This is a genomic window from Psychrobacter sp. AOP31-B2-9, from assembly GCF_052378005.1.
Lineage (GTDB): Bacteria > Pseudomonadota > Gammaproteobacteria > Pseudomonadales > Moraxellaceae > Psychrobacter.
In genome coordinates this window covers 1-26,801 of sequence record NZ_JBQSXG010000037.1, presented here as the reverse complement: position 1 = coordinate 26,801, position 26,801 = coordinate 1, and the positions used below count along the sequence as shown (strand labels likewise).

Genomic DNA, 26,801 nt, shown 5'->3' with positions numbered 1-26,801 from the left:
TACAGCAGTGGTAGCAACTTTGCTATTAACTGTTGTATTTGCTTTGGTCGCCATAATAGTTGGAGTCATTTTAAAACGTTTTAATTTTAGAATTAATTCTCTTTTTAAGTATCTGATTTTATTTTTTATAGGTACTATCAGTGCTTTTCTAACGATTGGTGCGCTCGAATTATGGTTTGTCACTTATACACCATCCGTGCTGATAGGACTTTCGGCGGTCAGTATTATTTTTTGGATTGTTGTTACGATATCAGGTAAGTTTAGTATACCTAAAGAATGAAGTTACGCCACTAACGTAAACCATTAGCTTATGGCAAATCTTGAAAATTCACTAGGGAGCCGAGCGTATTTGAATTTGCTATAGGCATACTCAAATACGCTCGGCTTTTTGGTGTCAGTGTCAGAGTTGGGAAATGACCTTGCTAAATCGTATAGTAAATAACTTTAATACCAACAGCTGACCAAGTCCAAAACCACCACATCTGCAATATTAACTGGGCAGGTTTGGTGGTTTTTTAGGCTTTGGTAACGATGTTTTGGTATCGCTCACAGAAGATTCCGCATGGTTATTATCACTATCAAAATCATTTGGTGTTTGATTATATTGAATATCGTCAGTATAGGGCACACTATTGAGCTCTTCATCCATCAAACTATCGTCAAGGTCAACAGTATTGTGAGAAGGAGCGTGAGCTTGTGCGTGGTCGCCCCCAGGTTGATTATCATAGTATATATCAGTGTTTGTTTGAGGATGCTGGGAATTACCTTGCTTGGACTCAGGTAAGATCCTGACATCAGACAAGCGTCGTACGACATAATTACTGGGTAATGTTTTGCCATTTCTCTGCGCTGAGGTATCGTCAAATATCATATGCCCTTGACTATCGATACGTGCGTACTTCATTGGTTTGTCACGTGGCCAAAAGAAGTCAGAAGGGTGACTAATGATGTGACCAAAGACCAGTTTAGTCAAACGACTCCATTCAAAAAATTTCACTTCTTTAGAGCGTAGCGCGACAAACAGTGCTAAGGAAAAACTCACTAGCAGGTTGACGATACCGATAAGTGCGACGCCAAGTATCGATATTAAAATAATGCTCCAACTCATATCATCAGCGGATATATTAAATAAACCATGTGCCAAATTCGCCGAGGCAAATGCAATATGGCGAATATCGATGGGTAGTCCGAAAATATAGCCAATCGTTGCTGTACTGCCTAAGAATACCCCGAACAAGAAATTACCCATAATGGCACCGAGATTGGCTTCTACAAAGCCCCCTAAACGAGTGAGCCATGTCTTGGGTAGTATAAACTTGAGGAGTTTATGACGTTGAATACGTGCACCTACATTGTTGTAAACGGCCAAATTATCGTAGTAACCAGCTATCAAACCTGCTAGAAATAAATACACACCAGCGATGGCAGCATGGGGGAGTGCTAGTGACTGAAAAGGATCAAGATCATGGAGCAAATGTTCCGCTTTTTCAGTGTCAATCATCGGTACGCCTGTATACTGTAGCCATGCAAATGAGATGAGAAGAGCGACAGGCACTGCTAGCATCACGTTACCCATGATGGCAATAAACTGAGTACGTAGAATATCGACGACTAATTCTGATAGCTTGGTCAATTGGTGGGATTTTTTACCTGAGCTTTCAGATATGGTAGAAGCAATAGCAGCTGCAGTCATAGCTGGCTGTTTGGTCGCGACAGTACCGCGGATGACATGGATAAAGACGAAACCCAGTCCATAAATCATGCTATTGACAAAGGCACGTCCCATTGGAGCAAGCGCCAACTGATAGGCTAGTATTTTAATAGTAGCCATAAACGCAATCATGAAGCCACCAATAGAGGCTTTTTTAAACATTTTTCGATAGCCGACTCTATCGGTACTGATGTAATGCTCACCAACACGGCTGGCATTTTCAGTGACTTTACGAGAGAGCAGCTTAGTATTGTTATTAATCAAATAACCAATGCTATAGCGGCGATTGGCAGTCTTAATCAGTGTTTGTATCAGATCAATCACAGCGCGATCACGCTTTTGATCATCATTTGTCACTAGCTCTGTTAAGACACGCATACGTTGTAAGCTTTGATCTAAGCGTAGCATCATATTAGTCAAACGAATTGAGATACCTGTTTTATAAATACGTTTGCGTACCGTGGCAACGATATCTTCGCACTGCTCAATCATTACCAACAAAGGCGCCGGATCAACGGCTTGCTCGGGAGTAATATCTGTTAAGGTATCAAGCTCATGTGCTTGTCTATATTCATTGACGAATAGTACCGCTTCTTGGTTCTGCGCAACAAATGCCGCTGAGTAATTCAGCATCTGTGGGTAAGAGTCCATCAAATCAGGATGCAAACCAATACCACTGATGCGATAAGATAAAATAATAATAGCGTTTAAAATACTGTTTTTCACATTGGCGACTAAGTCTAAATGCTTCTCTTCGACTTTTAGTACCTCTACCAATTCGTCCCATTTCTCTTCTTTAATATTAGCGAGCCAGCGCTCATCAGTGCTTTTATTGAACAAATAGCCGACCAATTCAACCACGGAGTCTTCTTGCGGTAATATCGGCAAAATACGATGACCGATTAAACGGCGTAAGCTATTGAAAAACCCTTGGTCTGACATGATACCAGTGTCGGTATATAGTGCAATTTGGCGATACTGAATGATGATCTTGAGGACAAAGCTAGAGAGCCCATCAGCATATTCTGGATGTTGGCGCAGGATATCAATAAGGGACTGAATATTTTCGTTGGCCAGTGCAGGTTCTTTATCACCTACCCGTAGTGCATCTATTAGGCGCTTTAATACTGAGGGATCAGGTACATCACTCAAGGCCGTAATTTGCTGTAGAATATGTTTCATTTCTGACACGTCGTACCTTTTGTTATGATTGTTTTAGTAGTTTTTATCATATAATTGATCAAAATAAGTATGATTTATAAAGATTTAATCAGACTTTTATTTAATGCGAACGACGATTTATTGTACGTTATTTTTATCTTAGTCACATATTGATAGTCAATTATTTTGTTAGAAATTATGATGAGAGTTATTTTGGCAAAAAAAAGGACAGCTTATATGGCTGTCCTTTTTTTTGAATATTATCTATGATAATAACTTAGCTGGCGGGTACATCAAAGTAGTCAAGATCAAAATTCATCATCGGATCACTACCAGCTTTGACCATCTGTGCATGAGCATTGATACGTGGCAAGATACGCCCCACGAAATAGTCTGCAAGCTTGGCTTTGTTGGTGTAAAAACCACCTTCTTTACCGTTAGCCGCTTCGACCATTAAAGCAAACATGTACGAGTAAGCTAGATAACCAAAGGCATGCATATAATCAACGGCACAGCCATTAATTTCACTTTTACGATCGCTAATATTGCTCAGTACAGTCGTGGTTAACGCTTCGATTGTATCTGCTGCGTCTAGCGTCGCTTGTTTGATACCATGATCTGCTTGCATATTATTGACAAAGTCACGAATCTCACCTAAGAAGTGAGTGATATATTTGCCATTATTGCGAGCCACTTTACGACCTAATAAATCAAGTGCTTGAATACCATTTGTGCCTTCGTAGATCTGGGCGATACGCGTATCACGAACGATTTGTTCCATACCCCATTCGCGGATATAGCCGTGACCACCAAATACCTGCTGGCAATCTACAGTGGCCTCTAGCGCTTTATCTGTCAAAAATGCTTTCGCAACGGGTGTTAGTAATGCAACACGAGCAGCAGCGGCTTTTGCTGAATCAGGATCGGTACTAAATTTTTCTTCATCAAGATTTTTGGCCACGTACATCGCAAAGCAGCGTGACGCTTCAGTGTTGGCTTTAGCATTTAAGAGCATACGGCGCACATCAGCATGATGGATGATGGCATCAGCTGGTTTCTCTGGGCTTTGAATTTGTGTATCGCTGCGGCCTTGACCACGGTCATTGGCATATAAAGCAGCGTTTTGATAAGCAAGTTCAGAACCGCCGAGTCCTTGTAAACCCATCGTTACGCGCTCATAATTCATCATAATGAACATTGAAGACAGACCAGTGTTTTCTGCACCCACCATCCAGCCTTTTGCGCTATCAAAGTTCATGACACAAGTGGCCGATGCTTTGATACCCATTTTGTGTTCGATAGAACCAACTGCCAATGTATTGCGCTCGCCTAAACTACCATCGTCATTGACCAAGAATTTTGGTACCACAAATAGTGAGATGCCTTTTGAACCTTCCGGTGCATTAGGGGTTTTTGCCAATACTAAGTGTATGATGTTGTCAGTTAGGTCATGCTCGCCACCAGTAATAAAGATTTTGGTACCAGAGATATCATAGCTACCGTCATCGTTAGGCACAGCTTTGGTTTTGATAATACCTAGGTCAGTACCAGCATGTGGCTCAGTTAAGCACATGGTACCAGCCCATTCACCGTTATACATTTTTTCTAGATAAGTCTGTTTTTGTTCTTCAGAAGCGGCTGCGTTTAGGCAAAGTGTGGCACCAACGGTCAGGTTTGGATAAAGCGCAAACGATTGGTTGGCAGTGAAAACCATTTCTTCAGTCAACATAGTGACCATTTTGGGAAAACCTTGACCACCGTATTCAGCATTACCGCTTAAGCCAACCCAACCTGATTCGGCAAACTGTTTGTAAGCCTCTTTAAATCCAGTTGGCGTCGTGACCACGCCATCACCGTGAAAGGTTGCGCCTTCTTCATCACCGCTACGATTAATAGGCAATAAAATGTTTTTTGACAGTTTTGCCATTTCTTCTAAGACCATATCAACGGTTTCAATGTCAACATGAGCTAAGTTTTCGTTGTTTTGCCAAAATTCTGATGCTTTAAATACGTCATTTAGAATGAAACGCATATCATTAAGAGGGGCATTATAAACAGCCATAAACATTCCTTTGGTCAAATAAATAAAATTGATAAGATAATAATTTGTTTTTCTGATTTAACTTGATTCACTCATAATCAAAGTTTAACAAATAAGCTTGCGCGCAAGTGTATTTGTTCGTGAATCGTGCGTGCACTAAAAGTTAGCAACGACTATTGAAGTACTGAGAGGCATCGCAGTGATGCTTGTTATGTGGAAAGATAGATGGGTCGGTATTTGCAGACAGTCACTGCTGACTAAGTCCTGTTGATCTATAGTCCGCGAACTATAGTCAAAAAAACATAAAACCGATACGATTGTATTATGGTGCTACTGGTACAAACTTTACTTGCTTGCTGTATTCACAGAGGCTGCGAAAAATTTATCCCAGCAGCACTGTAGCGATTTAAAAATACTTTGACCATACTAAACCGCTACGGTGTTACCCTCCCTAGAGGTACTATATGTACAATTTGCGGTCGGCTGCCTTGTAGCTGTTTTAGACTTCTCTGACTATATGTTAAGGGTCATCACAAACGTATGCAAAAATAAAGCGGCAACATACCGAAGTATATTGCCGCTCAAGAGTATATTAGTATGACTTTTAGCGCTTTAATTAAAAGGCGAACTGATCAACATCCATGCTCATGTATGGCTCTACACCAGTGCCGATACGTTGTACGTGGGTAGTGGTACGTGGCAACAGCTTAGCAAAGTAGAACTGAGCAGTTTTGACTTTAGCATCGTAGAATGCTTTTTCGCTAGTGCCCTCAGCAATAGCGGTCTGGGCGATTAATGCCATACGAGCCCATAAATAGGCTAGAGTGACATAGCCACTGAAGTACATGTAGTCAACAGCAGCGCCGCCGACCGCATCAGGGTTTTCAGTTGCTTGCATGCCAATACGTGCAGTGAGGTCGCCCCATTCTTTAAGGTGTTTGGCAAGTGGGCGAATGAATTGACCCATCTCATCATTTTCTTTGTTTTCGTCACAGAATTTTTGAATGATGTTGACAAAGTTGGCAAGTAGTTTGCCCTGTGAGCCCAATACTTTACGACCAAGCAAATCAAGTGCTTGAATTTCTGTTGTTCCTTCGTATAAGCAAGAGATGCGTGTATCACGTACGTTTTGTTCCATACCCCATTCGCTGATAAAGCCATGACCACCATATACCTGCACGCCATGATTGGCCGCTTCTAGACCAGTTTCTGTCAGGAATGCTTTAGCAATTGGTGTCAGTAGTGACAACATTTGGTCAGCAAACTTAAGATCTTCACCTTCGCCTTTTGCGACAACATCAGCAAAGTGTGAGAGGTAATAGACTAGGGCACGACCACCTTCTGCAAAGGCTTTTTCGGTCAATAGCATGTTACGAACAGCTGGATGTACAATGATAGGGTCAGCTGCTTTCTTTGGTGCTTTAACACCTGATAACGAACGCATTGCTAAGCGGTCTTTTGCATAAGTCAATGAGCCTTGGAATGCATACTCTGCAGCTGTTAAACCTTGAACGGCAGTACCGATACGTGCCACATTCATAAAGGTAAACATACACTGTAGACCACGGTTTTCTGGGCCAATCAGATAACCTGTTGCACCATCAAAGTTCATGACACAAGTGGCAGAAGCTTTGATACCCATTTTATGCTCGATAGAGCCGCAAACGACATTATTACCTTCGCCTAAACTACCATCTTCATTGACCGTTACTTTAGGAACGATAAATAATGAGATACCTTTGGTGCCAGCAGGCGCGCCTGGTAGACGGGCTAAGACAATGTGAATGATGTTGCTAGTCAGATCATGCTCACCTGCAGAGATAAAAATTTTCTGACCAGTGATACTATAGCTGCCATCTTCCTTAGGCTCAGCTTTGGTACGAATAATCCCTAAATCCGAACCGGCGTGGGCCTCAGTAAGGCACATGGTGCCTGACCATTCGCCAGTGACCATTTTTTCTAAATAGGTTTGTTTTTGAGCGTCAGTACCATGGTGTTCGATGGTTTGAATGGCACCATGCGATAGGCCAGGATACATAGAGAATGACCAGTTGGCTGTACCCACCATTTCATTAATGACAGTAGACAATGAAAAAGGCATGTTTTGCCCACCGAAGTCTTCTTCAGCAGACAAAGCAGGGAAGCCGAGCTCACAAAACGCTGTATAAGCTTCTTTAAAACCTTTTGGTGTAGTGACAGTACCGTTATCGAACTTACAGCCTTCAGCATCACCGCTTTGGTTCAATGGTGATAGTTCATTTTCAGCAAAGCTTGCAGCCATCTCGAACAGACTATCCATCAACTCACGATCAGCTTCTTGAAAGGCTGGTAAGGTTTTATAGTGGCTTTCACTGTCAAGTAACTCATGCATCACGAATTGAATATCACGTAAGGGCGCTTTATATTGCATAACTTCCTGTCCTTTTTGGAATGTAATCAAGCAAAGTCAAGAATAGTCATCTAACTGCACCGTCCGACGCCGTACAGGTGTGGCTATTTCAATCTAACGTGCCTAAACAAATGCTAGGCAATAACGTAGATGGACTGAGTTGTTGATTATATAAAATCGTATTGAAAAGAATAATGATTGCCAGAGTCAACTGAAGTCTCAATAAGACCTGACAAATTCACTATAAAAGATAGGCGTTCATGGGAAATTATACAAGTTTGGTGACAGCACTGATAAGTCATGAACCTACCTTGCATCGGTTATACAATCAAAGCTAGGCATCAAAAGTTGAGGCAAATAAGCAGATGAAAATATTAGTAATATTAAGTCATAATCGAATAGGCGTTAATGAGTACGGTACTGCTCAATCAACATTTTGGTTGCAGCATCAGCTGCCACAGGTCTACTCAGCCAATAACCCTGACCTTGTTTACAGCCCATTGATAACAGTACATCACGCTGCTGTTCGGTCTCGATGCCTTCAGCGATGATTTGCATATCAAGCGCCGTACCCAAATCTAGAATGGCTTTTACGATGGCGTATTGAGTTTGATTGTTATCAATATCAGAGATAAAGCTTTTGTCAACTTTAATAAAATCAAATGGATATTCTTGTAGATAGCTCAAGGAGGCATAACCAGTACCAAAGTCATCTAGGGCAAGGTATATCCCCAGTTCTTTGAGTAAACCCAGTTGTTTTTTTACTTTACTATGGCGTTGGATTAGAGAAGATTCAGTTACTTCAATATGTAATTGCGTCGCAGAAATATTATGTTGTATAAGAAGATTGCGTACCATCTTAAAAAAGTTAGGATGGCTAAATTCAGTGGCGTCAGCATTGATGCAGATATGTTGACAAAAACCTTGCTCTTGCCAAATAGACAGTTGCTTGGCGATTTGAACCGCCATTTGTGAGAATAGTTCAAATGATAATTTATGAGTGATAATAGCATCGATGAAATGTATTGGACGCAGTAGTCCGCGAGTCGGATGTTGCCAGCGTACTAAAGCCTCAAAGCCTGTGATAATACCAGTAGCTAACTCAAATTTTGGTTGGTAATAAGGAATAAACTGACCTTCAGCAGCTGCAGTTCTAAGCTCAGATTCTAACTGCCAGTTGCCGATAGTGGCTTCATCAATCGATGTGTCATACCAGCAGATATCTTCTCCACCTTGTTTTTTGACATAATGCAGCGCTTTTTCAGCCTTGGCCAATAATCCAGTCAATTCATCATCATCTTTGGGAAAGTAACTGGCACCAACGGAAATATGGCAGTATATATTTGCCTCTGTTTTGTCTGAGGAGAAAGGGCGTTCACATATTTGCATTAAGCTGTCTAGCTGCTGACGTACTATATTGGCATCAGGGCATTCGAATACCAAGACAAAATCATCACCACCAAAATGGGAAAAACAGGTCAGATAATCCAGTTGAAGGTTTTTAATACGCGTGACAAAGCTTTTTATCAACGTATTAATGCCATCAGGGCCTAGTAGGCTTGCGAGGCTACGATAACGATCAATATTCAAACGTACAATAGCGATTTCTTGGTAAGTATCTAATAATAAATCATTGGTTTTACTCAAAAACACTTTACGGTTGGGTAGGCCTGTGACCTGATTATAATTGAGTAAATGAGCCACTTTTTTTTGATCTTTAATAGCTGCTGACATATCACGAACCATACCTACGTAGTACACAGTCTGCTCGATACATATCTTACGATAAGTCATATGGCAATCAATGACTTGCCCATATCGATTTGCCATTGCAAAGTGTTTTTCATAACAGCCACTACTGTTTAGGTGGCTAGTGATATCCGCTAAAATCGACCCTTCATCTGCTGATAAAAATTTTGCCGCATAAATACCAAGCGGTCGTCCAAGCAAAAAAGACTCATTATAGCCAATCGTCATTTCATAACAGGCATTAACCGATAAATAGCACAAGTTGGCATCTAAAATAAAGATAGCGTCATCAAGTTGCTCGCATAACTGTGCCAGTATTTGCTGTTTATCTGAGACTGGAATGGCAGTGGCATTAGTCATAATTGGACTCATAATGGCAAAATAAAATAATAGGGTGTGTTTGATATTCCCAAATAAGCACTGCTGCTTACTAATACGGCTCCAAGCAAGGCGTAAAATAATGCTAATGCTCGTGCCGTAGCGAACTTTATAACTAATGTGGAGCAGTTTTAGTACCAACTCGTAGAGAAAGCACTCTTTTTACCATTTTATGGTTAGACATAGACACTTAGAATAACTAAATTTACTATTTTTAACGTCAAAGGGTCTAAAAAATAGTCTTCATCAGTGCCATAGCTGCAGTATCAAATATGTCCTAGATAAGTTTACCTGTTTTAGTCGTGCTGAATATTCAACACTATTTAGTATTTGATAATTAATAGCTCAAAGCATGTAAGGTTGCTAATGCAACCACTGGTGCAGTTTCAGTACGCAAAACCCTTTTACCGATTTGCCAAGGTTGAAAACCAATTTCTGCTGCTTTTTGACGTTCATCGTCGCTGAGTCCTCCTTCAGGGCCAATGAGTAGCTCAATATAAGGCGCTGATTGTGCCAGGGTGGCTAACAGTGACTCAGGCATCGCGGGCTGTCCTTTTTTTGGTACGCTCAACTGCATACGTAAGTCGGCTGGCTGCTGTAGTACTTGGTAATAAGAATCTTGACTGAGATCAGCTACTATAGGGCTAACGACGGTGTCTGCTGGGTTGTATAACCAGTCATTAATAGAGATAGGTGACAAAATAAGTGGTGGACGATTGAGTCCGCACTGTTCGCAAGCCGCTATAGCCACTTGCTGCCAATGAGCCAGTTTTTTCCCAACTTGTGCAGGTTTTAGATTGACCTCACCATGATGACTACTTAATAACTGGATAGCAGTGACGCCAAGCTCTGTTGATTTTTGAATCGCATAGTCCATGCGTTCACCGCGACTCATGACCAGACCGATTTTACTAAAAATAGGTGCAGCTTTATCATCAGATAGCTGCATCAATAAGGTAGCCGTCGCTGATTTTTTATTTATATTTTCTAGTTGTACCTGATATTCGCCACCAAAGCCATCAAATAATACACCTTTTTCACCAACATTTGCCCGTAATACGCGGCACCAATGATGCACGATATTCTCTGGTAATTCGATCTCGCTGCCTAAGGGTAAGGTATGTAATTTAGGTAGAGAGAGAATATTATCAGTATTAGTGTTAATGGTATAAAAAAAACGTCTCACAGGTTTTTTATTCCTATAATTAAATTGATATTAGGGCGTGTTGAACATTCAAATATTAGGGCTGCTGATCGCTAAAATTGCACCAAACTAGGCGTAAGCCGACGATAATGTCGAGACCTTAGCTAGGCTTGCAACAACGTTTGGGGTGATTTTAGTATCAGCCCTTTGGGGCAGTACTCTTTTTTGCCAATATATGGCGAAATTGTTTAACCTAGAATGACTAGGCATCAAAAATTTCACTGCATATTGTCTAAAAAATAGTCACTGCCAGCACCACATTTGAATGTTCAACACGCCCTAATTGAATAGAATATCATTTGGTAACGGTAAAGGCATTTTTTTTATGAGGATTTTTCTTAAGAAAGGTAACTATTTTAGAGGTTACGAGATATAGCATTGAATTTTTAATGAAACAATAATCGATAAATTCGATGCATTGTATGAAATATAGGACAGGTATTTGAAAGTCTAACAATAAAAAACTGGCGCTCCAAAGAGCACCAGTCATTAATCAATAAGTTCGAGAAAGGGTTATGCTGTTAATCCTAAGGCTTCAACCAAACGCTTGTTAGGCTCAACCTTATTCATGCTATAAAAATGCATGGCTGGTACTCCCTCGCTAATAAGACGTTCACATAAGCGATAAACGACATCAAAGCCAAAATCACGAATGGCCTTGCGATCATCACCGAAGTCCGTCAACTGCTTACGCACATAACGCGGAATATCAGTACCACAGCTATCAGCAAAACGTAGCAAGTTGCTAGAGTTGGTGATCGGCATGATACCAGCAACCAAGGGCTTAGCAACGGTATCAATACCACGCTTTTCTAACGCATCTCGCAAAAATAAATAGCTATCAGCGTTATAGAAGAATTGCGTAATCGCAGTATCTGCACCCGCTTGGAACTTGTTAACCAAGTTATCGATATCAAAGGCAAAGCTGCGAGCTTGTGGATGCATTTCAGGATAAGCGGCCACCTCGATATGAAAATGATCGCCTGAATGCTCACGAATAAACTTGACTAAGTCTAGTGCAAATGGCAGCTCACCCATACCAACCTGACCTGAGGGTAAGTCGCCACGGAGTGCTACCAAACGATTGATGCCTAAGCCCTTATAAAGCTCTAATAATTCAGCGATTTCACTTTTATCATCACCAATACAAGACATATGCGGCGCAATAGGGGTATCACCGCGAGCACATAATGCTTGCACAATGTCTAAGGTACGGTTACGAGTTGAACCGCCCGCACCATAAGTCACCGAAAAATAGGTAGGTGATAATTTATTCAGCTCATCATAAGTACTGAGCAGTTTTTCGTGTCCTTGCTCAGTTTTAGCCGGAAAAAACTCAAAGGAAAAAGCAGGCTTACTCACAGTCTTGCTCCTTTTAGTATTTATAAGCGTCAGGCTTGAAAGGACCTTCGACAGATACGCCTAAGTACTCTGCTTGCTTTTCAGTGAGCTTAGTTAAAGTACCATTGAAGCCTGCAACCATCGCAGCAGCGACTTCTTCGTCTAGCTTTTTAGGCAGTACTTTTACATATAAGTTGTCAGTACGCTTGTCATCTGGCAAGTCAGCGAATTTTTCTTCGAACAAGTACATTTGAGCCAATACCTGATTAGCAAACGAGCCGTCCATCACGCGTGATGGGTGACCAGTCGCGTTACCTAGGTTTACGAGGCGACCTTCGGCAAGTAAAATCAAATAATCGTTTTCGTCATCTGAGCGGAAGATTTGATGAACTTGTGGTTTGATCTCGACCCAGCGCCAGTTGTCACGCATGAACTGAGTGTCGATTTCGGTGTCAAAGTGACCAATGTTACATACAACAGCGCCAGGCTTAAGGGCTGCTAGCATATGTTTGTCACAAACATGGTAGTTACCAGTAGTGGTAACAATCAAGTCGGTATCTTCAAGCAAGCGGGTGTTGATGTTTTCTGCACCGCCAGTGTTGTCACCATTAATGTAAGGAGATAATACTTCAAAGCCATCCATACAGGCCTGCATGGCACAGATAGGATCAACTTCTGAAACACGTACGATCATGCCTTCTTGGCGTAAGCTTTGTGTAGAGCCTTTACCCACATCGCCATAACCAACAACCAAGGCGCGGCGACCAGCAAGGAACATGTCAGTTGCGCGTTTGATCGCATCATTTAAGCTATGACGACAGCCGTATTTATTGTCATTTTTAGACTTAGTCACGGCATCATTAACGTTGATGGCTGGTACTTTCAGCGTGCCTTTGGCAAGCATCTCAACCAAACGATGTACACCAGTAGTCGTCTCTTCTGAGATACCATGGATGCTATCAAGAAGCTCAGCATAATCATTATGAATCAAAGCAGTCAAATCACCGCCGTCATCCAAGATTAAGTTAGCATCCCAAAGTTGGCCTGATGCTTCGCCGCCAACATGTACTTGCTGACGTAGGCACCATTCATACTCTTCTTCGGTTTCGCCTTTCCAAGCATAAACAGAGATGCCAGCAGCAGCAATAGCAGCAGCAGCATGGTCTTGAGTTGAGAAGATGTTACATGATGTCCAGCGTACTTCAGCACCTAGCGCGACGAGTGTCTCGATAAGTACGGCAGTCTGAATGGTCATGTGGATACAGCCAGCAATTTTAGCGCCTTTAAGCGGCTGGTCTGCTTCGTAGCGACGGCGCAAGCCCATTAGGGCAGGCATTTCGGCTTCGGCAAGGGTGATTTCACGGCGGCCGTAATCAGCAAGGCTGATATCAGCGACTTTATAGTCAGTGAAAGAGGGATCGATCGTATGGGCAGAGGGGGTGTTAGACACTGCGTCCATAATATGCTCCTATCAGTGGTTAATTTATGATAAAAAGAATAAAAACGCAGGTGCCGTTATTTGCGCTGATAATCGCCTTACTTTATATAGTTAAGGACAATCAACAGTTAACCGAGCCTAACATAACCTATGATTTGCATGATTCTAATCTCTTAATGCAATATTTACGGTCATGGCGCAACACCTCTCGGAGGGTGTCATTGTAATAGATGACAGATAAAATGTCACCCACAAAAAAGACCATCAATCGATGGTCTCTTGTAACAATAACTAGATAATTTTAGTACCAGTCGTAGGTTAGAGAGCCGAAATAGCTAGTGCCTTCAGTGGCGTACTCTGTACCGAATTGATTAGATAGGGTATAGTCTTCATCGGTGATATTGTCAACGCGCAAGTTAGCACGAAGATTATTTGTCAGATAAATAGAGCTACTTAAATTTAACAAAGTGTAATCATCTAACTTGGTGGTATTTGCAGCATCAGAGAATCTCTCGTCAGTATATTTAGCTTCAAGCCGCACATCAAAAGCAGGTTGCTGATAACCAACATAGATTAAACCACTATTTTTAGGGCGGTACACAAGCTCGTTGTCATAGTTAGCACTATTAGTCGTTTTGTCTTTAGCTTCCAGATAGTCATAACCCAAACCAAATAAAAACGAATTAACGCTCCAGTCAGAAGTTAAGCTTAAACCTTTGATTTGTGCCTCACTAGTATTAGTAGCGTTATTAATCAAATCATCCACATCAGTATAATAGCCTGTCAGACGTGAGTTCTGATTGCCTTTATTGTACTCTACAAACACTTCCGTATTTTTACTAGTCTCAGGCTTTAAGTCTGGATTGCTATAGCCGGGATAATACAAATCGTTGAAGGTTGGCGCGCGAAACCCTGTGGCATAGCTTGCACCAATGCGTAAACCCTCTAGTGGTCGTATAGCGGCACCTATATTGTAGGTGTTCTCATTACCATACTGCGAGTTGTCATCAACGCGATAATTGGCTTGGAGGTCATAATAATCCTCTGATAATTGATAGCCAACGAAACCACTTTTAACAGTTCTATCTTCAGGGTCATAAGCAGTTAGAGTGGCAGGCGCAGGAAAACCTGAAAAATCTAAAACATCGGAAGCGTCTAACTGTTGTGACAACCACTCTGCACCGATAGTAACGGTACCAGGTTGTGCATTAATACTGGTCTCTGACCGTACCTGTGTTTGGGTGGTATCAAACTGGCTACCATCTTCATAGTTGATAGAGTAAGCATCGTGAGTCGTAGATTTATCGATACTTTGTCCAACACTAAATTTAGTGACGGCTAATGGTGTTTGATATTGAATAAAAGCATTGGCGCTGCCATTTTGTTGATCTGCATAAGCATTTGGAAAAGCATCGCCTGCAGAGTCAATATCTGTTGTAGAGTCAGAATATAAAGCGTTGAGACCAGCACTTAAATTGTCTGAAATCTTATGTTGTAATGCTAGGCTGGCATTGGTAGATTCGAACCCATCATCATCCGCATTGTAATCATAAGAATTAGAGCTAGCAATTGCATTAAAACCGTCTGTTTCGTTGCGACTGACACCTAAGCTCAATGAAGAAGTATCATTTTTTAGTTGTCCTGTTACACCTACTTGGTAATGATCATTACTACCGTACCCGACTGTGGCTGAAACATTAGATTGTTCAATATTATTGCCTTTCGTAAAAATTTGAATGACACCGCCCATGGCATCAGAACCATAGATGCTAGACCCTGATGCGCCATATAAAATTTCTATACGGTCGATTTGATCGGCAGATAATAGATTAAGTGCAGGCGCGCCTGTAGAAATAGAGCTGTAGCGAATACCATCAATGATTACAAGAACTTGCTTGCTGTCATAGCCACGCATATAAAAGTTGCTAACGGTGCCGGTACCGCCACTTTGACTAATATTCATACCAGGCTGATTCTTTAATACATCAGTGACTGTTTGACCCTGATAACGCTGCAACTCTTCGCTATCAATAACCCGTGTTTGGGCAATGATATTACTGGTTTTAGTAGGTGTGCGGGTAGCTGTTACAACGATTTCATCGAGTTCAACTTCTGGTACTTCGTTGTTGCTTACGACAGTAGAATCGGTTGCTGCTGTTGCATTCAAAGAAAATATGCCAAGTGCGCTTAGAATACATAAGCGAAGATAGGCAGTCGAAGAAGATCGTGGTAAAAACATAGTCAATTCCAAAGTAATCATGTTAAAAGTACAGAAATAAAAAATAACCACTGTGACGTTAAAATGGTTAAAAATTACAAAAAGCAATACATGCGCAAAACTATGCTTATTATCTATAAAAATGACCGTTTTATAAACCACTTTAACCTAATGTTTCCTCATTATAAGGTGAATATTATTCATGATTAGTTGTGAATAATTCATTATATGGCTTAAAGGGGAAAAGCTTGGATAAAGGTTATGCTACAAAACTGATAGCAGTTACTGACATAACTGGCTAAAAAATGCGTAATCAAAAGCACTGCTGTTATAAATAGTTGCTATCATAGTCAGAAATCTATTGTTTTCCGTTGTACTACCCATAAAGTTAAGAGGTTTGTTTTGTCTATCAAGTATCGTCTGATTCCCAGCACTGAGTTATCTTCACCATACTCTATGATTAAAATACCATTACTCGCGATGGTGTTTTTACTTGCGCTGCTGTTGAGTTTGTTATGGCCAACTCATACCTTTGCAGCTGAGGCTAGTACACTTGGTGTGAGTGAAAGCAGTAGTGAAGAGTCAGTAGAATCATTACGCCCGGACTCATTTGGGCGAGATACACCAAGGCATACAGTACAAGGGTTTATCAGTGCGCTAGGCGAAGATGACTATCTGCTGGCGAGTAACTATCTAAATTTATCGAAATCCGATAACCCAACCACCATCGTACGGCAGTTCAAGCAAGCACTGGATGCAGGTGGCCGTTTTCAACCAGATTTGCAGCTTAGTAATGAGCCTGAGGGTAATCTAACCGACCAGTTGCCACCACAGCAAGAAAATGTAGGCGTGATTAGCATTGGTGACAAAGACGTGTCACTGATACTTGAAAGGGCTCAGTCTGAACGAGGCGAAAAATATTGGCAGTTTTCAAGCGATACGCTCAGTTCAATACCAGAAGTAATAGCAAACACTGAACCAACTTTGGTATCTCGTTATACTATTGACTCATTAGAAGGTAAAAATCTTTTCGGCTATCAGCTCGCTGATTTAGTCGCTGCACTTACCATGGTTGTTGGTAGCTTTATCTTGACTTATATCATGGTTTGGCTGCTATATCATTTATTAAAAATCACGTATCCGCGTGTACGTGGGGTACCATTACCATTACCTAATAAAGTGATATTGCCCCTCTCTGTCGTGATTATGGCGCTAATCTTGTCTGAGGTGATGGTGTATGCTGGCGTATCGGTGACGCTGCGTGAGCCAGTCAATCGATTTACAGAAATTGCTTCGTGGGTAGCAGTAACGTGGTTATTGCTACGAGTGATAGATGCAGTATTTACGCGTGCGGTGAATCTAAGTTATAAGAAAAACTATACTGAGCGAGTCTCAATCTTAGGACTGCTGCGCAAAGTGGTCAAAGCGTTACTGCTGATATTTGCTGTGATTGTCATCTTCGGAAATTTAGGTTTTGACTTGACCACAGGTATTGCCGCATTAGGTGTCGGTGGTTTGGCATTAGCACTGGGTACGCAAAAGACTATTGAAAACCTTGTCGGTAGTGTCGTCGTCGTGGCAGATTCACCAGTACGTATTGGTGATTATTGTAAATTTGGCACTTATGAAGGTACGGTCATCGATATCGGTATTCGTTCATCGCGTGTACGGACATTGACGCGTACGATTGTGACGGTACCGAACGGTGACTTTTCATCTATGCAGATTGAAAATTTCACCTCTCGTGATATGTTTCGTTTTTTCCATCATTTGTATCTTAAGCGTACCGCCGATCTTGATGTGATTTTCAAAATGGTAAATGACTTAGACGAATTTATAAAAGAGCATGAGTTGACCAATCAAGAGTGGAATCAGGTCAATATCTTAGAGCTGCGTCAAGATTGCTATGTCATCCAGTTACAGGCTTATGTTAATGCTGTCGATATCATTGAATTCTATGACAAACAAAACAGTTTATTTGTCGATGTATTAAAAAAGGTCTCGGAATATAAAGTGGAACATGCGTTGCCGACTCAGCAGCTTATCGTCAATCAAGCTGAGCTAGAGCATCATAGCGCAAACGATATTGATCCCAATGACAGAGAAAATGAAGCAATGGAGTCGATAGAAACCACGTCAAAAGAAAGTACGTCAAAAGAAAGCACGTCAAAAGAAAATGCCTCAAATACTGACTCTATTGATGATAATGGTAGCGATGAAAACTTTGGTATAGATTTAAATAAAGGTGATGCCAATAGCAATGACACCGCTCATCAACATAAGAATGAGTCAGTAAAAAGAAAAAAATATGATCCAATAAAAGCATTGAAACATGAGGTTAGGGTACTAAAAAAACGTAGGTTTAAGCATATAAGCAAAAAATCTGGGTTTTCTATATGGAACCAGCCTTAACGTTGAAGATCAAATAAGCACTGACTTATAAAAGCACTGACTTATGAAGACAATAGGTTATAAAGGCACAGCCGTTTTATTACGCAATAAACCATAGTATGACCATAACAATAGACTTGCAGCACTACGATGCGGTGACCAATTTTGGGTCAGATTCTTTAGTTGTTTTGGCGTTGTCTTTTCTGGTAAATCCAACAATTGCAGCGCCGCTACTTTAATGGCTAAGTCATCAACAGCAAGGACGTCGGCACGTTTTAGAGAAAACATTAAATACATCTCAGCGGTCCACTGTCCAATACCAACCACGGCAGTTAAGGTTTTTATCACCTCTAAATCTGGCATGATCTCTAGCGCCGCAAAGTCTATGTCGTTTTCTACTAACGATCTTATATATCGAGTCTTTTGCTTAGACAGTCCGTGTGCTCGCAAAGTCTCGTCCGAGGTTTCACTAATCGCTTTAGGTGTCGTCAAACCTGAATCAACCAGACGCTGCCAAATACTGGCCGCTGCTGCTACAGAGAGCTGTTGACCGACCATAGCTCTCATCAGTGCCTCAAACCCACCTGTATTATGTCTGAGATCAGGCAGTCCAGTTTGTTTGTAGACAGGCGCAAATCGTGGCTCGATAGCAATTAGCGCTGTAATATGTTCATTTAGCGCTTCAATGTTTTCAACAGTTTGGATGCTCATAATGAGTTCGCTTGAATAAAAGTTTGTATGAAAATAGAGTGGGTATCTATCGCTTAGTATCAAAAGTAGATAGGCTTTATCCTTATAAAAAAGGACTGCCAATTGCAGCCCTTTTATTTTAATACTGAACGAAAGCTACCTACTGCTCACCATCAACTTTAGACTTTTTCAATAGTACCAATACCGCACCATTACCACCATCTTTTGGCGGAGCAGAGCAAAAAGCCAATACCTCTGGTAATTGACGCAACCAACCATTCACGCAAGTTTTTAGGATGGCCTCAGAGCCTTTACCATGGACAATTTTTACCATTGTCTCATTCTTTTGCTTTGCTTGGCTCAATAATTGAGTCACAGCCTCGCGTGCCTCTTCAATAGTACAGCCATGAATATCTACAGCATCGTACCAGCGCAATTTTCCTTGCTTGAGTTGGGTAAATACTTTGTTTTGTAGCGTTGGTTGTTTATAAGACAAGACCGCTTCCGCTGCCACAGGATTCAGTAGGGCTTGCATATCTGATAAGCCAGCACCCAAGTTATTCGCTTCGCTACCTTGAGCGGCCGCACGTTTAGACAATGTCGTCGCATCGGGTTTTCCGGCTTTGCTAGCATTGGCAGGTGAGCGGACATTTTTGTCTTCAAGCTGATTGACGCCATGCATGGCTTGCATAAATAGCACTTTGTCATCGTCAATATGTTCGCTATCCATTTGCTTGACTGTCTTATTTACTTGTTTTTGCGTGGGCAATGACACAGGTTCAGTTGGTTTTTGGTTCTCACCTTCAGGTGAGTTGGTATCACGACCTTTGCTCAATTGGCCTTTTAGCTCTTTGAGCTGGTCTTGCATTTCTTTTGAAAAAAGAGAATTTGACATAAAATTTAACGTATCGTTGGTTGATGAATGAATGGTTTATTTGTTAGCCATTTAAAAGCTATATTATCTCAAATAAAGCTACTTAAGTTACTTTACTCGTCTGCTGCGACGCCCGCAAGTAAGGATTGTAACGCCTGTCCAGGATAATCGGTTTTCATAAACTGCTCACCGATTAAAAAATGCTGAATGTCATTGCCCAACATCAAACGAATGTCATCACTGTTATGGATGCCACTCTCAGTGACAACGAGCGGTTTAAGAGCTATATCGTCTACGGCTAATGCTTCGATCAATATGTTTTTTAGATCTAGTGTGGTTTGTAAATCGACATCAAACGTATTTAAGTCGCGATTATTAATACCATAAATATTGTGCGCTGAGCGCGGTAATGTCAGTGCGCGATCAAGCTCAGATTTGGTATGTATTTCTATCAATATATCCATGCCTAACTCAATACTTAGTGCATGTAGCTCGTGTAATAGGGTGTCATCAAGGCAAGCCATGATCAGTAATATGCAGTCGGCACCCAGTAAATAAGACTGATAAATTTGATACACATCAACCATAAAATCTTTACGTAATATCGGTAGGCTTGTGGCATTAGCGGCTTGAAGAAGGTAGCTGTCATCGCCTTGAAAGTAATCACGGTCGGTCAGTACTGATAAACAGCTGGCACCAGCTTGCTCATACTGCTTGGCAAACGTGGTTGGGTCAAAATTATGATTGATGATGCCTTTAGACGGTGAGGCTTTTTTAATCTCAGCAATGATACCAATGTCAGCTTTACGTAAAGCGGTAGCGAAGCCTCGGCGTGGTTTGCTATCAGCTGCGACTTGCGTTTGTAATGTGTCAAGCGGTAAGGCCTCACGCGCCGCTTTTACCTCAATGTGTTTGGTGGCAACAATGCGCTGCAATACTGAAGGTATTTCTGAATGAGTGGTGGTCATGCGGGTATCCGAATATCGTTAAATGTAAATATAGTCAAAGAATTACTAGACGGCTACGGCGTTACCCTTCTTAGATGTACGACTGGTACAATCTGCAGTCGGCTGCCTTGTATCCGTTTTAGACTTCTTTGACTATAGACAGTGGTGGCAAATTTTGCACCATATGAGTGCTTATAAGTTAACCCTGAGCCACTAATTGCTGTGTATATTTGGCCAAAGATTCAAGCTTGATCAGCGCATCGCCATTTTGAATGACTTGCTGCGCTCTGCTAACGCCATTAGCATAGTTGCTGGCAAGTCCTGCTGTATATATTGCCGCACCTGCATTCAACGCAATCATGTCACGCGCTTTAAGTATAGAGCGGTCATGAGTGTCGATTCCAGATAGCGCAGCACGGATTAATTCAAGACTTTGCGCTGGAGAAGTTACATCAAGACCAATTAGGGTCTGTGATTCAATACCAGCATCTTCGGGCATCATCTCATATACTGATATATCACCATCTTTGAGCTCAGCAACGGTAGTAGAGGTTGCAAGACTGATTTCATCTAAGCCATCTTTTGCACCCACGACCATCACATGACGTGCGCCTAAATTTTTCATAACTTTAGCGATAGGTTCACACAGTTGATCGGTAAAAACACCAATCACCAGATTGGGCGTGCCAGCAGGGTTAGTTAATGGTCCTAAAATATTAAAAATTGTCCGTGTTTTCAATTCACGGCGGACGGGTATGGCATAGCGCATGGCACTGTGATGATTGGGTGCAAACAAAAAACCGATACCTTGATTTTCGATACAGTTTTTTGCTTGTTCAGGGTTCAGCGCCAAACTAATACCCGCTTGTTCGAGTAAGTCGGAGCTACCCGATTTGCTAGACACACCGCGGTTACCGTGTTTGGCAACTTGCGCGCCAGCGGCTGATGCCACAAGAGCAGAGGCGGTAGAAACATTGAATAGATTGGCACCATCACCACCAGTACCGACGATATCGACCAGATAATCACAACCTTTTGGCTCAATATTGGCAGCCAATGCTCGCATGGCGCTAGCGGAGGCGGTAATCTCATCTATGGATTCACCTTTCATGCGTAAGCCAGCCAAAATAGCGCCCATCATGGCATCACTACATCGTCCTTGCATGATGATTAGCATTACTTGATACATCTCATCGAAGGTCAAATCAATGTGCTGAAAAACTCTTTCTAAAGATGCCGTTAATAACTTATGAATATCAGAATCAGGCAATTGAGCAATATGATCTGGCGTCATTTTATCCTCTATCTTTATCGTGCTCATGGTGTTCTCTCTTACTATTTTTATAAGTTTGTTTCAAATTTATCGTTCTAAATGCTGTTGATGCATTTTTTAATGATGCTTAGCCGACTTGTGGTAATTCACTGTTGGGTAATACAGACAAACTATGAGCCAGTAAAAAATTATTGAGCAGCTGATAACCAGCTTCGCTCAAGATAGACTCAGGATGGAATTGCACTCCTTCAATAGCCAAGGTTTTATGACGGATACCCATGATTTCTTCAATACTACCGTCAGCATACTGTGTCCAAGCTGTCATCTCTAGACAGTCGGGCAGACTGGTTTTGTCAATCACGAGGGAATGGTAGCGTGTGGCTTGAGAAGGGTTGGGTAGACCTGAGAATATACCTTTACTATTGTGATAAATATCAGATAAGCGCCCATGCATTACTTCACCAGCTTTGACCACTTGACCACCGAATGCTTGGCCAATGGCCTGATGGCCCAAACAAATACCCAATATCGGTATGACACCCTTGAATGTTTCGATAACCTCTAAAGAGATACCAGCGCGGTCTGGATCACAGGGGCCAGGGCCGATGACAATTACGTCTGGTGCAAGGGTTTGAATTTGTTCAATAGTGGCCTGATCGTTACGCCAGACGGTGATGTCCTGCTGTAATTCACCGAAGTACTGTACGATATTGTACGTAAAGCTGTCGTAATTATCGATCATCAAAATCATTAGGTCTTCAACTTATGGATATGATTGTATTGTTAGGGCTTATATCTATCTATTTTACTTTTTGACTTATGTACTTAATAAGGCGTGGTTATCTTAACATTATTTTAAGGTCTATCAAATGTAGGGTACAGGTTATCCGAGTAAGTAATCAGTAAAATATTTACTCGGATAATATATGTGATGAATCATTAGTTTGTTATCAGCTGAGCAAATACAATAATTATAATTGCACTAAAACGATGCTTTTTACATGATTGGCTTGATTTATTATGCACCAAATTGATGCATATGTATCATCTAATTGGCACTCCTATAAGAAGTTGATAGTGTAGTAGGCTAAAAAATAAATATCATGATTTAATATTTCTGCTATAGATGTTTGTAATTATTGATAATAAAACAACGTTTCAAGTACTTTGATGCTATGACTTATTTAAGTTGGCATAGCCTTTGCACTAACAATGTCATAACTATTTTTAGCAAAAAATGCTTTAAAAATATTTGTTAACAAATGCCCGAAGCGCTTACTATTATCGTTCGTATGTTGTTAGAATAAAGTGAGAGTGGCAAGCACAAACTTGATATTAGAAGGATGTCTTGACTAAAGACATTGACAGTGCTGATAATAAGCATAATATTGAAAGCGCGCTTTAGTTTGAATTACGCAGCTAATATTAATATTCTTGAACCAAAAAATTAAACAAATAACTTTACATCGCAATAACGTGATCAACACAACGGAGATTATTTATGTCGAACAAATTACTAGATCTTATCAAATCAACAAATGCCAAATGGGTTGACTTTCGTTTTACCGATACCCGTGGTAAAGAGCAACATATCAGTTTCCCTGCGCATACCATCGACGAAGATGTTATGGAAGATGGCAAAATGTTTGATGGCTCATCAATTGCTGGTTGGAAAGGTATTGAAGCGTCAGATATGATCTTACGTCCAGATGCAGAGACAGCCTTTGTCGACCCGTTCTTTGATTCAGTAACTGTTGTGGTTACTTGTGACATTATCGAGCCATCAACGCTACAAGGCTACGATCGTGACCCACGTTCTATCGCACGCCGCGCTGAAGAGTACTTAAAGTCTACTGGTATTGGTGATACTGCTTATTTTGGTCCTGAGCCGGAATTCTTTGTATTTGATGATGTGAAGTGGTCAGTTGATATGTCTGGTGTTAGCCATAAAATCACTGCTGAAGAAGCAGCATGGTCGACAGGCGAGACTTATGAGTGGGGCAACATGGCGCATCGTCCACGCGTGAAAGGTGGTTATTTCCCAGTACCGCCTGTTGATAGCTCACAAGATATGCGTTCAGTGATGTGTGAACGCATTGAAGAGATTGTTGGCGAAGGTAGTGTTGAAGTACATCATCACGAAGTTGCTTCTTGCCAGTCTGAAATCGGTGTTGCATTTAACACCATGGTACGTAAGGCAGATGAAGTTCAACAGTTAAAATATGTGGTTCATAACGTTGCGCATCAGTTTGGTAAAACGGCTACATTTATGCCTAAGCCAATCGTTGGTGACAATGGTTCAGGTATGCACGTACATATGTCTATCGCGAAAGATGGCGTAAACACGTTCTCAGGTGATGAGTATGCTGGTTTGTCTGAAACAGCGTTGTTCTTCGTTGGTGGTATCATCAAGCATGCTCGTGCTTTGAACGCGATTACCAATCCATCAACCAACAGTTATAAGCGTTTAGTGCCACATTACGAAGCGCCTATTAAGCTTGCTTATTCAGCGTCTAACCGCTCAGCATCTATCCGTGTTCCACATGTAAGCAGCCCTAAAGCAGTGCGTGTTGAAGCACGTTTCCCTGATCCAACAGCGAACCCTTACTTAGCATTTGCTGCATTGTTGATGGCTGGCCTTGACGGTATCCAAAACAAAATGCATCCAGGTGAAGCTGCTGACAAAAACTTGTATGACTTGCCACCAGAAGAAGAAGCACAAATCCCAACGGTTGCAGAGAGCTTAGATGTTGCTCTACAAGCATTGAAAGATGACAACGAGTTCTTATTAAAAGGCGACGTGTTTACCAAAGATATGCTAGAGGCGTTTATTGCTTTGAAAGAAGAAGAAGTACAACGTCTGAACGTGACTGTACATCCAGTTGAGTTCGATATGTACTATAGCTGCTAATTAGTCGCTACAGCACTCAGTTATTTTGAGTCATAAAAACCAGCTAAGGTTAACTTAGCTGGTTTTTTTTATGGAATTTAAACTAGGGCGTGTCTTTAATTCACTCGATAGTCATCTAAATGGGCTAAAAATGGCTAAATCTTGCCAAACATTATCAAATAGCTGGTTAATATCCCGATATTATCTGCGCTATTTTCCTTGTTTGACGGCAATTTATCTCATTTTTATCACCATTTTTGAAATGAAGACACGCCCTAATAATTATCTTAAAATGAAGACACGCCCTAGTGTTTTTCACTTAAAAATCCCCCATAATGGTACTATTATATTTGTTAAATACGCGCACTTATTAGGTTGACTGACTATGCACTCACTCTCAAAAAATCTCCGTTTGATTCAGACTGCCATGACCATACGCAGTCATACAAAAAATAAGATGTTATTCACAGGCTTGCTCGTCTTCACAGCCAGTCTCTACGCCCCTTTGGCAAATGCTGCTTCTATTTATAAAGTCGTTGATGAAAAGACGGGTCAAGTTACCTTTACCGACCGTCCACAGAATTATGAGCAGCAAGCAGATAAGCAAGTTACTCAGACCAGTGTGATGACTAGAAGTGATACGCTTAATTCAAATAACAATGGCAATGCAAGTGAACAGTCTGGCAGTAGTGCACAAGCTGCCAGCGCAGAGACGACTGGTACATCTGATAGGGACAATAATAGTTCGACCGTCAGTTATCAGCTGACAATCACCAATCCAAGCGAAGAGCGTGCTTATCGTCGTCCTGCACAAAATATCGATGTAAGTGTACAAGTAGAGCCATCCTTACAAGCGGGCGATAGCGTAAGTATTTACTTGGATGGTAATGAGGTGGCACAGGGTTTAAGTGCTTCCATTTCAACGGTAGATCTTTTACCAGGTGCGCATAGTATTACGGCAGTTGTGACCAATAAGGCAGGTGGCAAGCTCCAGCAGGTTGCGCGTACCATTTATGTGATTCAGAACAACACAACATTGCAAGATAATAAAAGAAAAGCAGAGCAGCTGTTGGCTTATCAAAACCTATCGTTATACCAAAAACTATTATTAAAGTTAGGTAAAAGTGATTAGAGCTTGTCTTATTGATCAATAACGACGGCATAAACAACAGCGCAAAGAAAAAGGCAGGCACCATAATGGTGCTTACCTTTTTAGTATGAAGAGCTCAATTTATGAACGAACCTAACCACTGGTATAAGTTGATTTATTTAGTCAGCTCAATCGTACCATTTGCCGTTACTGAGACAGTACTGTTACCAGACTCAAAGCTTTGGCTAGGAACTGATCCACTCTCAGAGCTTGCTTTCATACTCATGCTGCTGTACATAGGGCGAGGGGAGTTACCGCCTGTGTTGAGATTGACATTAATCACACGATAACCACGAGCACCCCATGCGCTAGTTAGATTTTTAGCTTGCTGCTGAAAAGCGCGAGAAGCGTTGGTCATGAGTTTTTGTTCTAGTGCATCTTTCTTACTCTCTGAAACCCCAAAGTTTAGATTCTCCATCACTAGCGTCTCTTGCAAATCAGCGATGAGCTGACTGGTTGCGGCAAAGTCAGTACTCTTCAAATCTATATTGGCTTGTCCTGTCCAACCAATAATTTTATTGTCTTTGTCATAGCGAGGATAGGTACGCTGCTGCCCTGTGCTTACAGTCACACTAGGGTAGCGCTTAGCGATTTTCATCGCGTTATTGATGGATGTGTTGAGCATCGTTGCCAATGCTTTTGAATCTGTTGCTTGTGCTTTTTTATATAAGCTGGCTCGCACTTCATCATTTTGAATCTCTTCTTTTACTTCTGTTTGAAACGTTAGCTGATCGTAACCTGTTGGCTCTGCATGCGCACTGCCCATCATGGCTGTTAGTAACAAGGCTGTGCCAGTCGTTAAGGCTGTTTTGTTTAGTAACGTGGTTTTCATTATTGTCTCCTAAATTAGTTCTAATGATGCATACACAAATATGTTAAGAATCTGGTTACGCACAAGAAGCCATTCCTTGTATATATCAAAGAAAGGTTGGTATGGGTATAACTTTATACATTAA

At 41.3% G+C, this 26,801-nt stretch carries 18 protein-coding genes; 4 read left to right on the top strand and 14 right to left on the bottom strand.

Annotation, left to right across the window (positions count from 1 at the left end; all coding sequences use genetic code 11):
* Positions 1-280 (top strand): hypothetical protein (locus ACT3SX_RS06315; protein ID WP_444761695.1); only part of this gene is annotated, 280 nt, incomplete at its 5' end.
* A 210-nt stretch (positions 281-490) separates the two neighbouring features.
* Here the strand turns inward: ACT3SX_RS06315 and ACT3SX_RS06310 are convergent.
* From ACT3SX_RS06310 to ACT3SX_RS06275, 8 genes are all read right to left on the bottom strand, one after another.
* Entirely contained in the window at positions 491-2,902 is a 2,412-nt protein-coding gene (locus ACT3SX_RS06310; RefSeq protein ID WP_192520025.1) for a site-specific recombinase, read from the bottom strand.
* Between the two features lie 247 nt (positions 2,903-3,149).
* On the bottom strand, positions 3,150-4,934 hold the full coding sequence (locus ACT3SX_RS06305) for an acyl-CoA dehydrogenase C-terminal domain-containing protein (RefSeq protein WP_192520024.1): 1,785 nt from the start codon (positions 4,932-4,934) through the stop codon (positions 3,150-3,152).
* A 595-nt stretch (positions 4,935-5,529) separates the two neighbouring features.
* Positions 5,530-7,323, bottom strand: coding sequence for an acyl-CoA dehydrogenase C-terminal domain-containing protein (locus ACT3SX_RS06300; protein ID WP_192520023.1), 1,794 nt, complete (start codon positions 7,321-7,323; stop codon positions 5,530-5,532).
* 384 nt (positions 7,324-7,707) lie between these two features.
* Complete coding sequence (locus ACT3SX_RS06295; protein ID WP_442074758.1) at positions 7,708-9,411, bottom strand: putative bifunctional diguanylate cyclase/phosphodiesterase; 1,704 nt, start codon at positions 9,409-9,411, stop codon at positions 7,708-7,710.
* Between the two features lie 355 nt (positions 9,412-9,766).
* On the bottom strand, positions 9,767-10,615 hold the full coding sequence (locus tag ACT3SX_RS06290) for a 16S rRNA (uracil(1498)-N(3))-methyltransferase (RefSeq protein ID WP_192520021.1): 849 nt from the start codon (positions 10,613-10,615) through the stop codon (positions 9,767-9,769).
* Positions 10,616-11,146: 531 nt separating this feature from the next.
* Positions 11,147-11,995 carry a methylenetetrahydrofolate reductase gene (locus ACT3SX_RS06285; RefSeq protein WP_192519958.1) on the bottom strand — a complete coding sequence of 283 codons (849 nt, stop codon included), beginning with the start codon at positions 11,993-11,995 and terminating at the stop codon, positions 11,147-11,149.
* Positions 11,996-12,008: 13 nt separating this feature from the next.
* Complete coding sequence (ahcY, locus tag ACT3SX_RS06280) at positions 12,009-13,433, bottom strand: adenosylhomocysteinase (RefSeq protein ID WP_192519957.1); 1,425 nt, start codon at positions 13,431-13,433, stop codon at positions 12,009-12,011.
* A gap of 280 nt (positions 13,434-13,713) precedes the next feature.
* Positions 13,714-15,651, bottom strand: coding sequence for a TonB-dependent receptor plug domain-containing protein (locus ACT3SX_RS06275; RefSeq protein WP_192519956.1), 1,938 nt, complete (start codon positions 15,649-15,651; stop codon positions 13,714-13,716).
* 435 nt (positions 15,652-16,086) lie between these two features.
* Between ACT3SX_RS06275 and ACT3SX_RS06270 the strand changes: the two genes are divergently transcribed.
* On the top strand, positions 16,087-18,042 hold the full coding sequence (locus ACT3SX_RS06270) for a mechanosensitive ion channel family protein (RefSeq protein WP_192519959.1): 1,956 nt from the start codon (positions 16,087-16,089) through the stop codon (positions 18,040-18,042).
* Positions 18,043-18,099: 57 nt separating this feature from the next.
* Here ACT3SX_RS06270 and ACT3SX_RS06265 read toward each other — a convergent pair whose 3' ends face one another.
* The 5 genes from ACT3SX_RS06265 to ACT3SX_RS06245 all read right to left on the bottom strand — a co-directional run bounded on the left by ACT3SX_RS06265 (position 18,100) and on the right by ACT3SX_RS06245 (position 22,556).
* Positions 18,100-18,732 carry a DNA-3-methyladenine glycosylase family protein gene (locus ACT3SX_RS06265; protein WP_192519955.1) on the bottom strand — a complete coding sequence of 211 codons (633 nt, stop codon included), beginning with the start codon at positions 18,730-18,732 and terminating at the stop codon, positions 18,100-18,102.
* Between the two features lie 139 nt (positions 18,733-18,871).
* Positions 18,872-19,606, bottom strand: a complete 735-nt coding sequence (locus ACT3SX_RS06260) for a Smr/MutS family protein (RefSeq protein ID WP_192519954.1) — start codon at positions 19,604-19,606, stop codon at positions 18,872-18,874.
* A gap of 92 nt (positions 19,607-19,698) precedes the next feature.
* Complete coding sequence (trpC, locus tag ACT3SX_RS06255) at positions 19,699-20,553, bottom strand: indole-3-glycerol phosphate synthase TrpC (protein ID WP_192519953.1); 855 nt, start codon at positions 20,551-20,553, stop codon at positions 19,699-19,701.
* A gap of 178 nt (positions 20,554-20,731) precedes the next feature.
* Entirely contained in the window at positions 20,732-21,853 is a 1,122-nt protein-coding gene (gene trpD, locus ACT3SX_RS06250; protein WP_192519952.1) for an anthranilate phosphoribosyltransferase, read from the bottom strand.
* Positions 21,854-21,932: 79 nt separating this feature from the next.
* Complete coding sequence (locus tag ACT3SX_RS06245) at positions 21,933-22,556, bottom strand: anthranilate synthase component II (RefSeq protein WP_192519951.1); 624 nt, start codon at positions 22,554-22,556, stop codon at positions 21,933-21,935.
* A gap of 750 nt (positions 22,557-23,306) precedes the next feature.
* Between ACT3SX_RS06245 and glnA the strand changes: the two genes are divergently transcribed.
* Positions 23,307-24,716 carry a type I glutamate--ammonia ligase gene (glnA, locus tag ACT3SX_RS06240; RefSeq protein ID WP_192520688.1) on the top strand — a complete coding sequence of 470 codons (1,410 nt, stop codon included), beginning with the start codon at positions 23,307-23,309 and terminating at the stop codon, positions 24,714-24,716.
* A gap of 364 nt (positions 24,717-25,080) precedes the next feature.
* Positions 25,081-25,827, top strand: coding sequence for a DUF4124 domain-containing protein (locus tag ACT3SX_RS06235; protein ID WP_225739333.1), 747 nt, complete (start codon positions 25,081-25,083; stop codon positions 25,825-25,827).
* A 133-nt stretch (positions 25,828-25,960) separates the two neighbouring features.
* Here the strand turns inward: ACT3SX_RS06235 and ACT3SX_RS06230 are convergent, their stop codons facing one another.
* A complete protein-coding gene (locus tag ACT3SX_RS06230; protein WP_192520687.1) occupies positions 25,961-26,677 on the bottom strand; it encodes an SIMPL domain-containing protein in 717 nt (238 codons plus the stop codon).
* Positions 26,678-26,801: the final 124 nt, after the last annotated feature.

What these genes read in the sequence shown, in the direction of transcription:
- ACT3SX_RS06305 (WP_192520024.1), bottom strand. Translation starts at nt 4,934, where the DNA reads ATGGCTGTTTATAATGCCCCTCTTAATGATATGCGTTTCATTCTAAAT.
- ACT3SX_RS06300 (WP_192520023.1), bottom strand. Translation starts at nt 7,323, where the DNA reads ATGCAATATAAAGCGCCCTTACGTGATATTCAATTCGTGATGCATGAG.
- ACT3SX_RS06295 (WP_442074758.1), bottom strand. Translation starts at nt 9,411, where the DNA reads ATGACTAATGCCACTGCCATTCCAGTCTCAGATAAACAGCAAATACTG.
- ahcY (WP_192519957.1), bottom strand. Translation starts at nt 13,433, where the DNA reads ATGGACGCAGTGTCTAACACCCCCTCTGCCCATACGATCGATCCCTCT.
- ACT3SX_RS06275 (WP_192519956.1), bottom strand. Translation starts at nt 15,651, where the DNA reads ATGTTTTTACCACGATCTTCTTCGACTGCCTATCTTCGCTTATGTATT.
- ACT3SX_RS06270 (WP_192519959.1), top strand. Translation starts at nt 16,087, where the DNA reads ATGATTAAAATACCATTACTCGCGATGGTGTTTTTACTTGCGCTGCTG.
- ACT3SX_RS06265 (WP_192519955.1), bottom strand. Translation starts at nt 18,732, where the DNA reads ATGAGCATCCAAACTGTTGAAAACATTGAAGCGCTAAATGAACATATT.
- ACT3SX_RS06260 (WP_192519954.1), bottom strand. Translation starts at nt 19,606, where the DNA reads ATGTCAAATTCTCTTTTTTCAAAAGAAATGCAAGACCAGCTCAAAGAG.
- trpC (WP_192519953.1), bottom strand. Translation starts at nt 20,553, where the DNA reads ATGACCACCACTCATTCAGAAATACCTTCAGTATTGCAGCGCATTGTT.
- trpD (WP_192519952.1), bottom strand. Translation starts at nt 21,853, where the DNA reads ATGAGCACGATAAAGATAGAGGATAAAATGACGCCAGATCATATTGCT.
- ACT3SX_RS06245 (WP_192519951.1), bottom strand. Translation starts at nt 22,556, where the DNA reads ATGATTTTGATGATCGATAATTACGACAGCTTTACGTACAATATCGTA.
- glnA (WP_192520688.1), top strand. Translation starts at nt 23,307, where the DNA reads ATGTCGAACAAATTACTAGATCTTATCAAATCAACAAATGCCAAATGG.
- ACT3SX_RS06235 (WP_225739333.1), top strand. Translation starts at nt 25,081, where the DNA reads ATGCACTCACTCTCAAAAAATCTCCGTTTGATTCAGACTGCCATGACC.
- ACT3SX_RS06230 (WP_192520687.1), bottom strand. Translation starts at nt 26,677, where the DNA reads ATGAAAACCACGTTACTAAACAAAACAGCCTTAACGACTGGCACAGCC.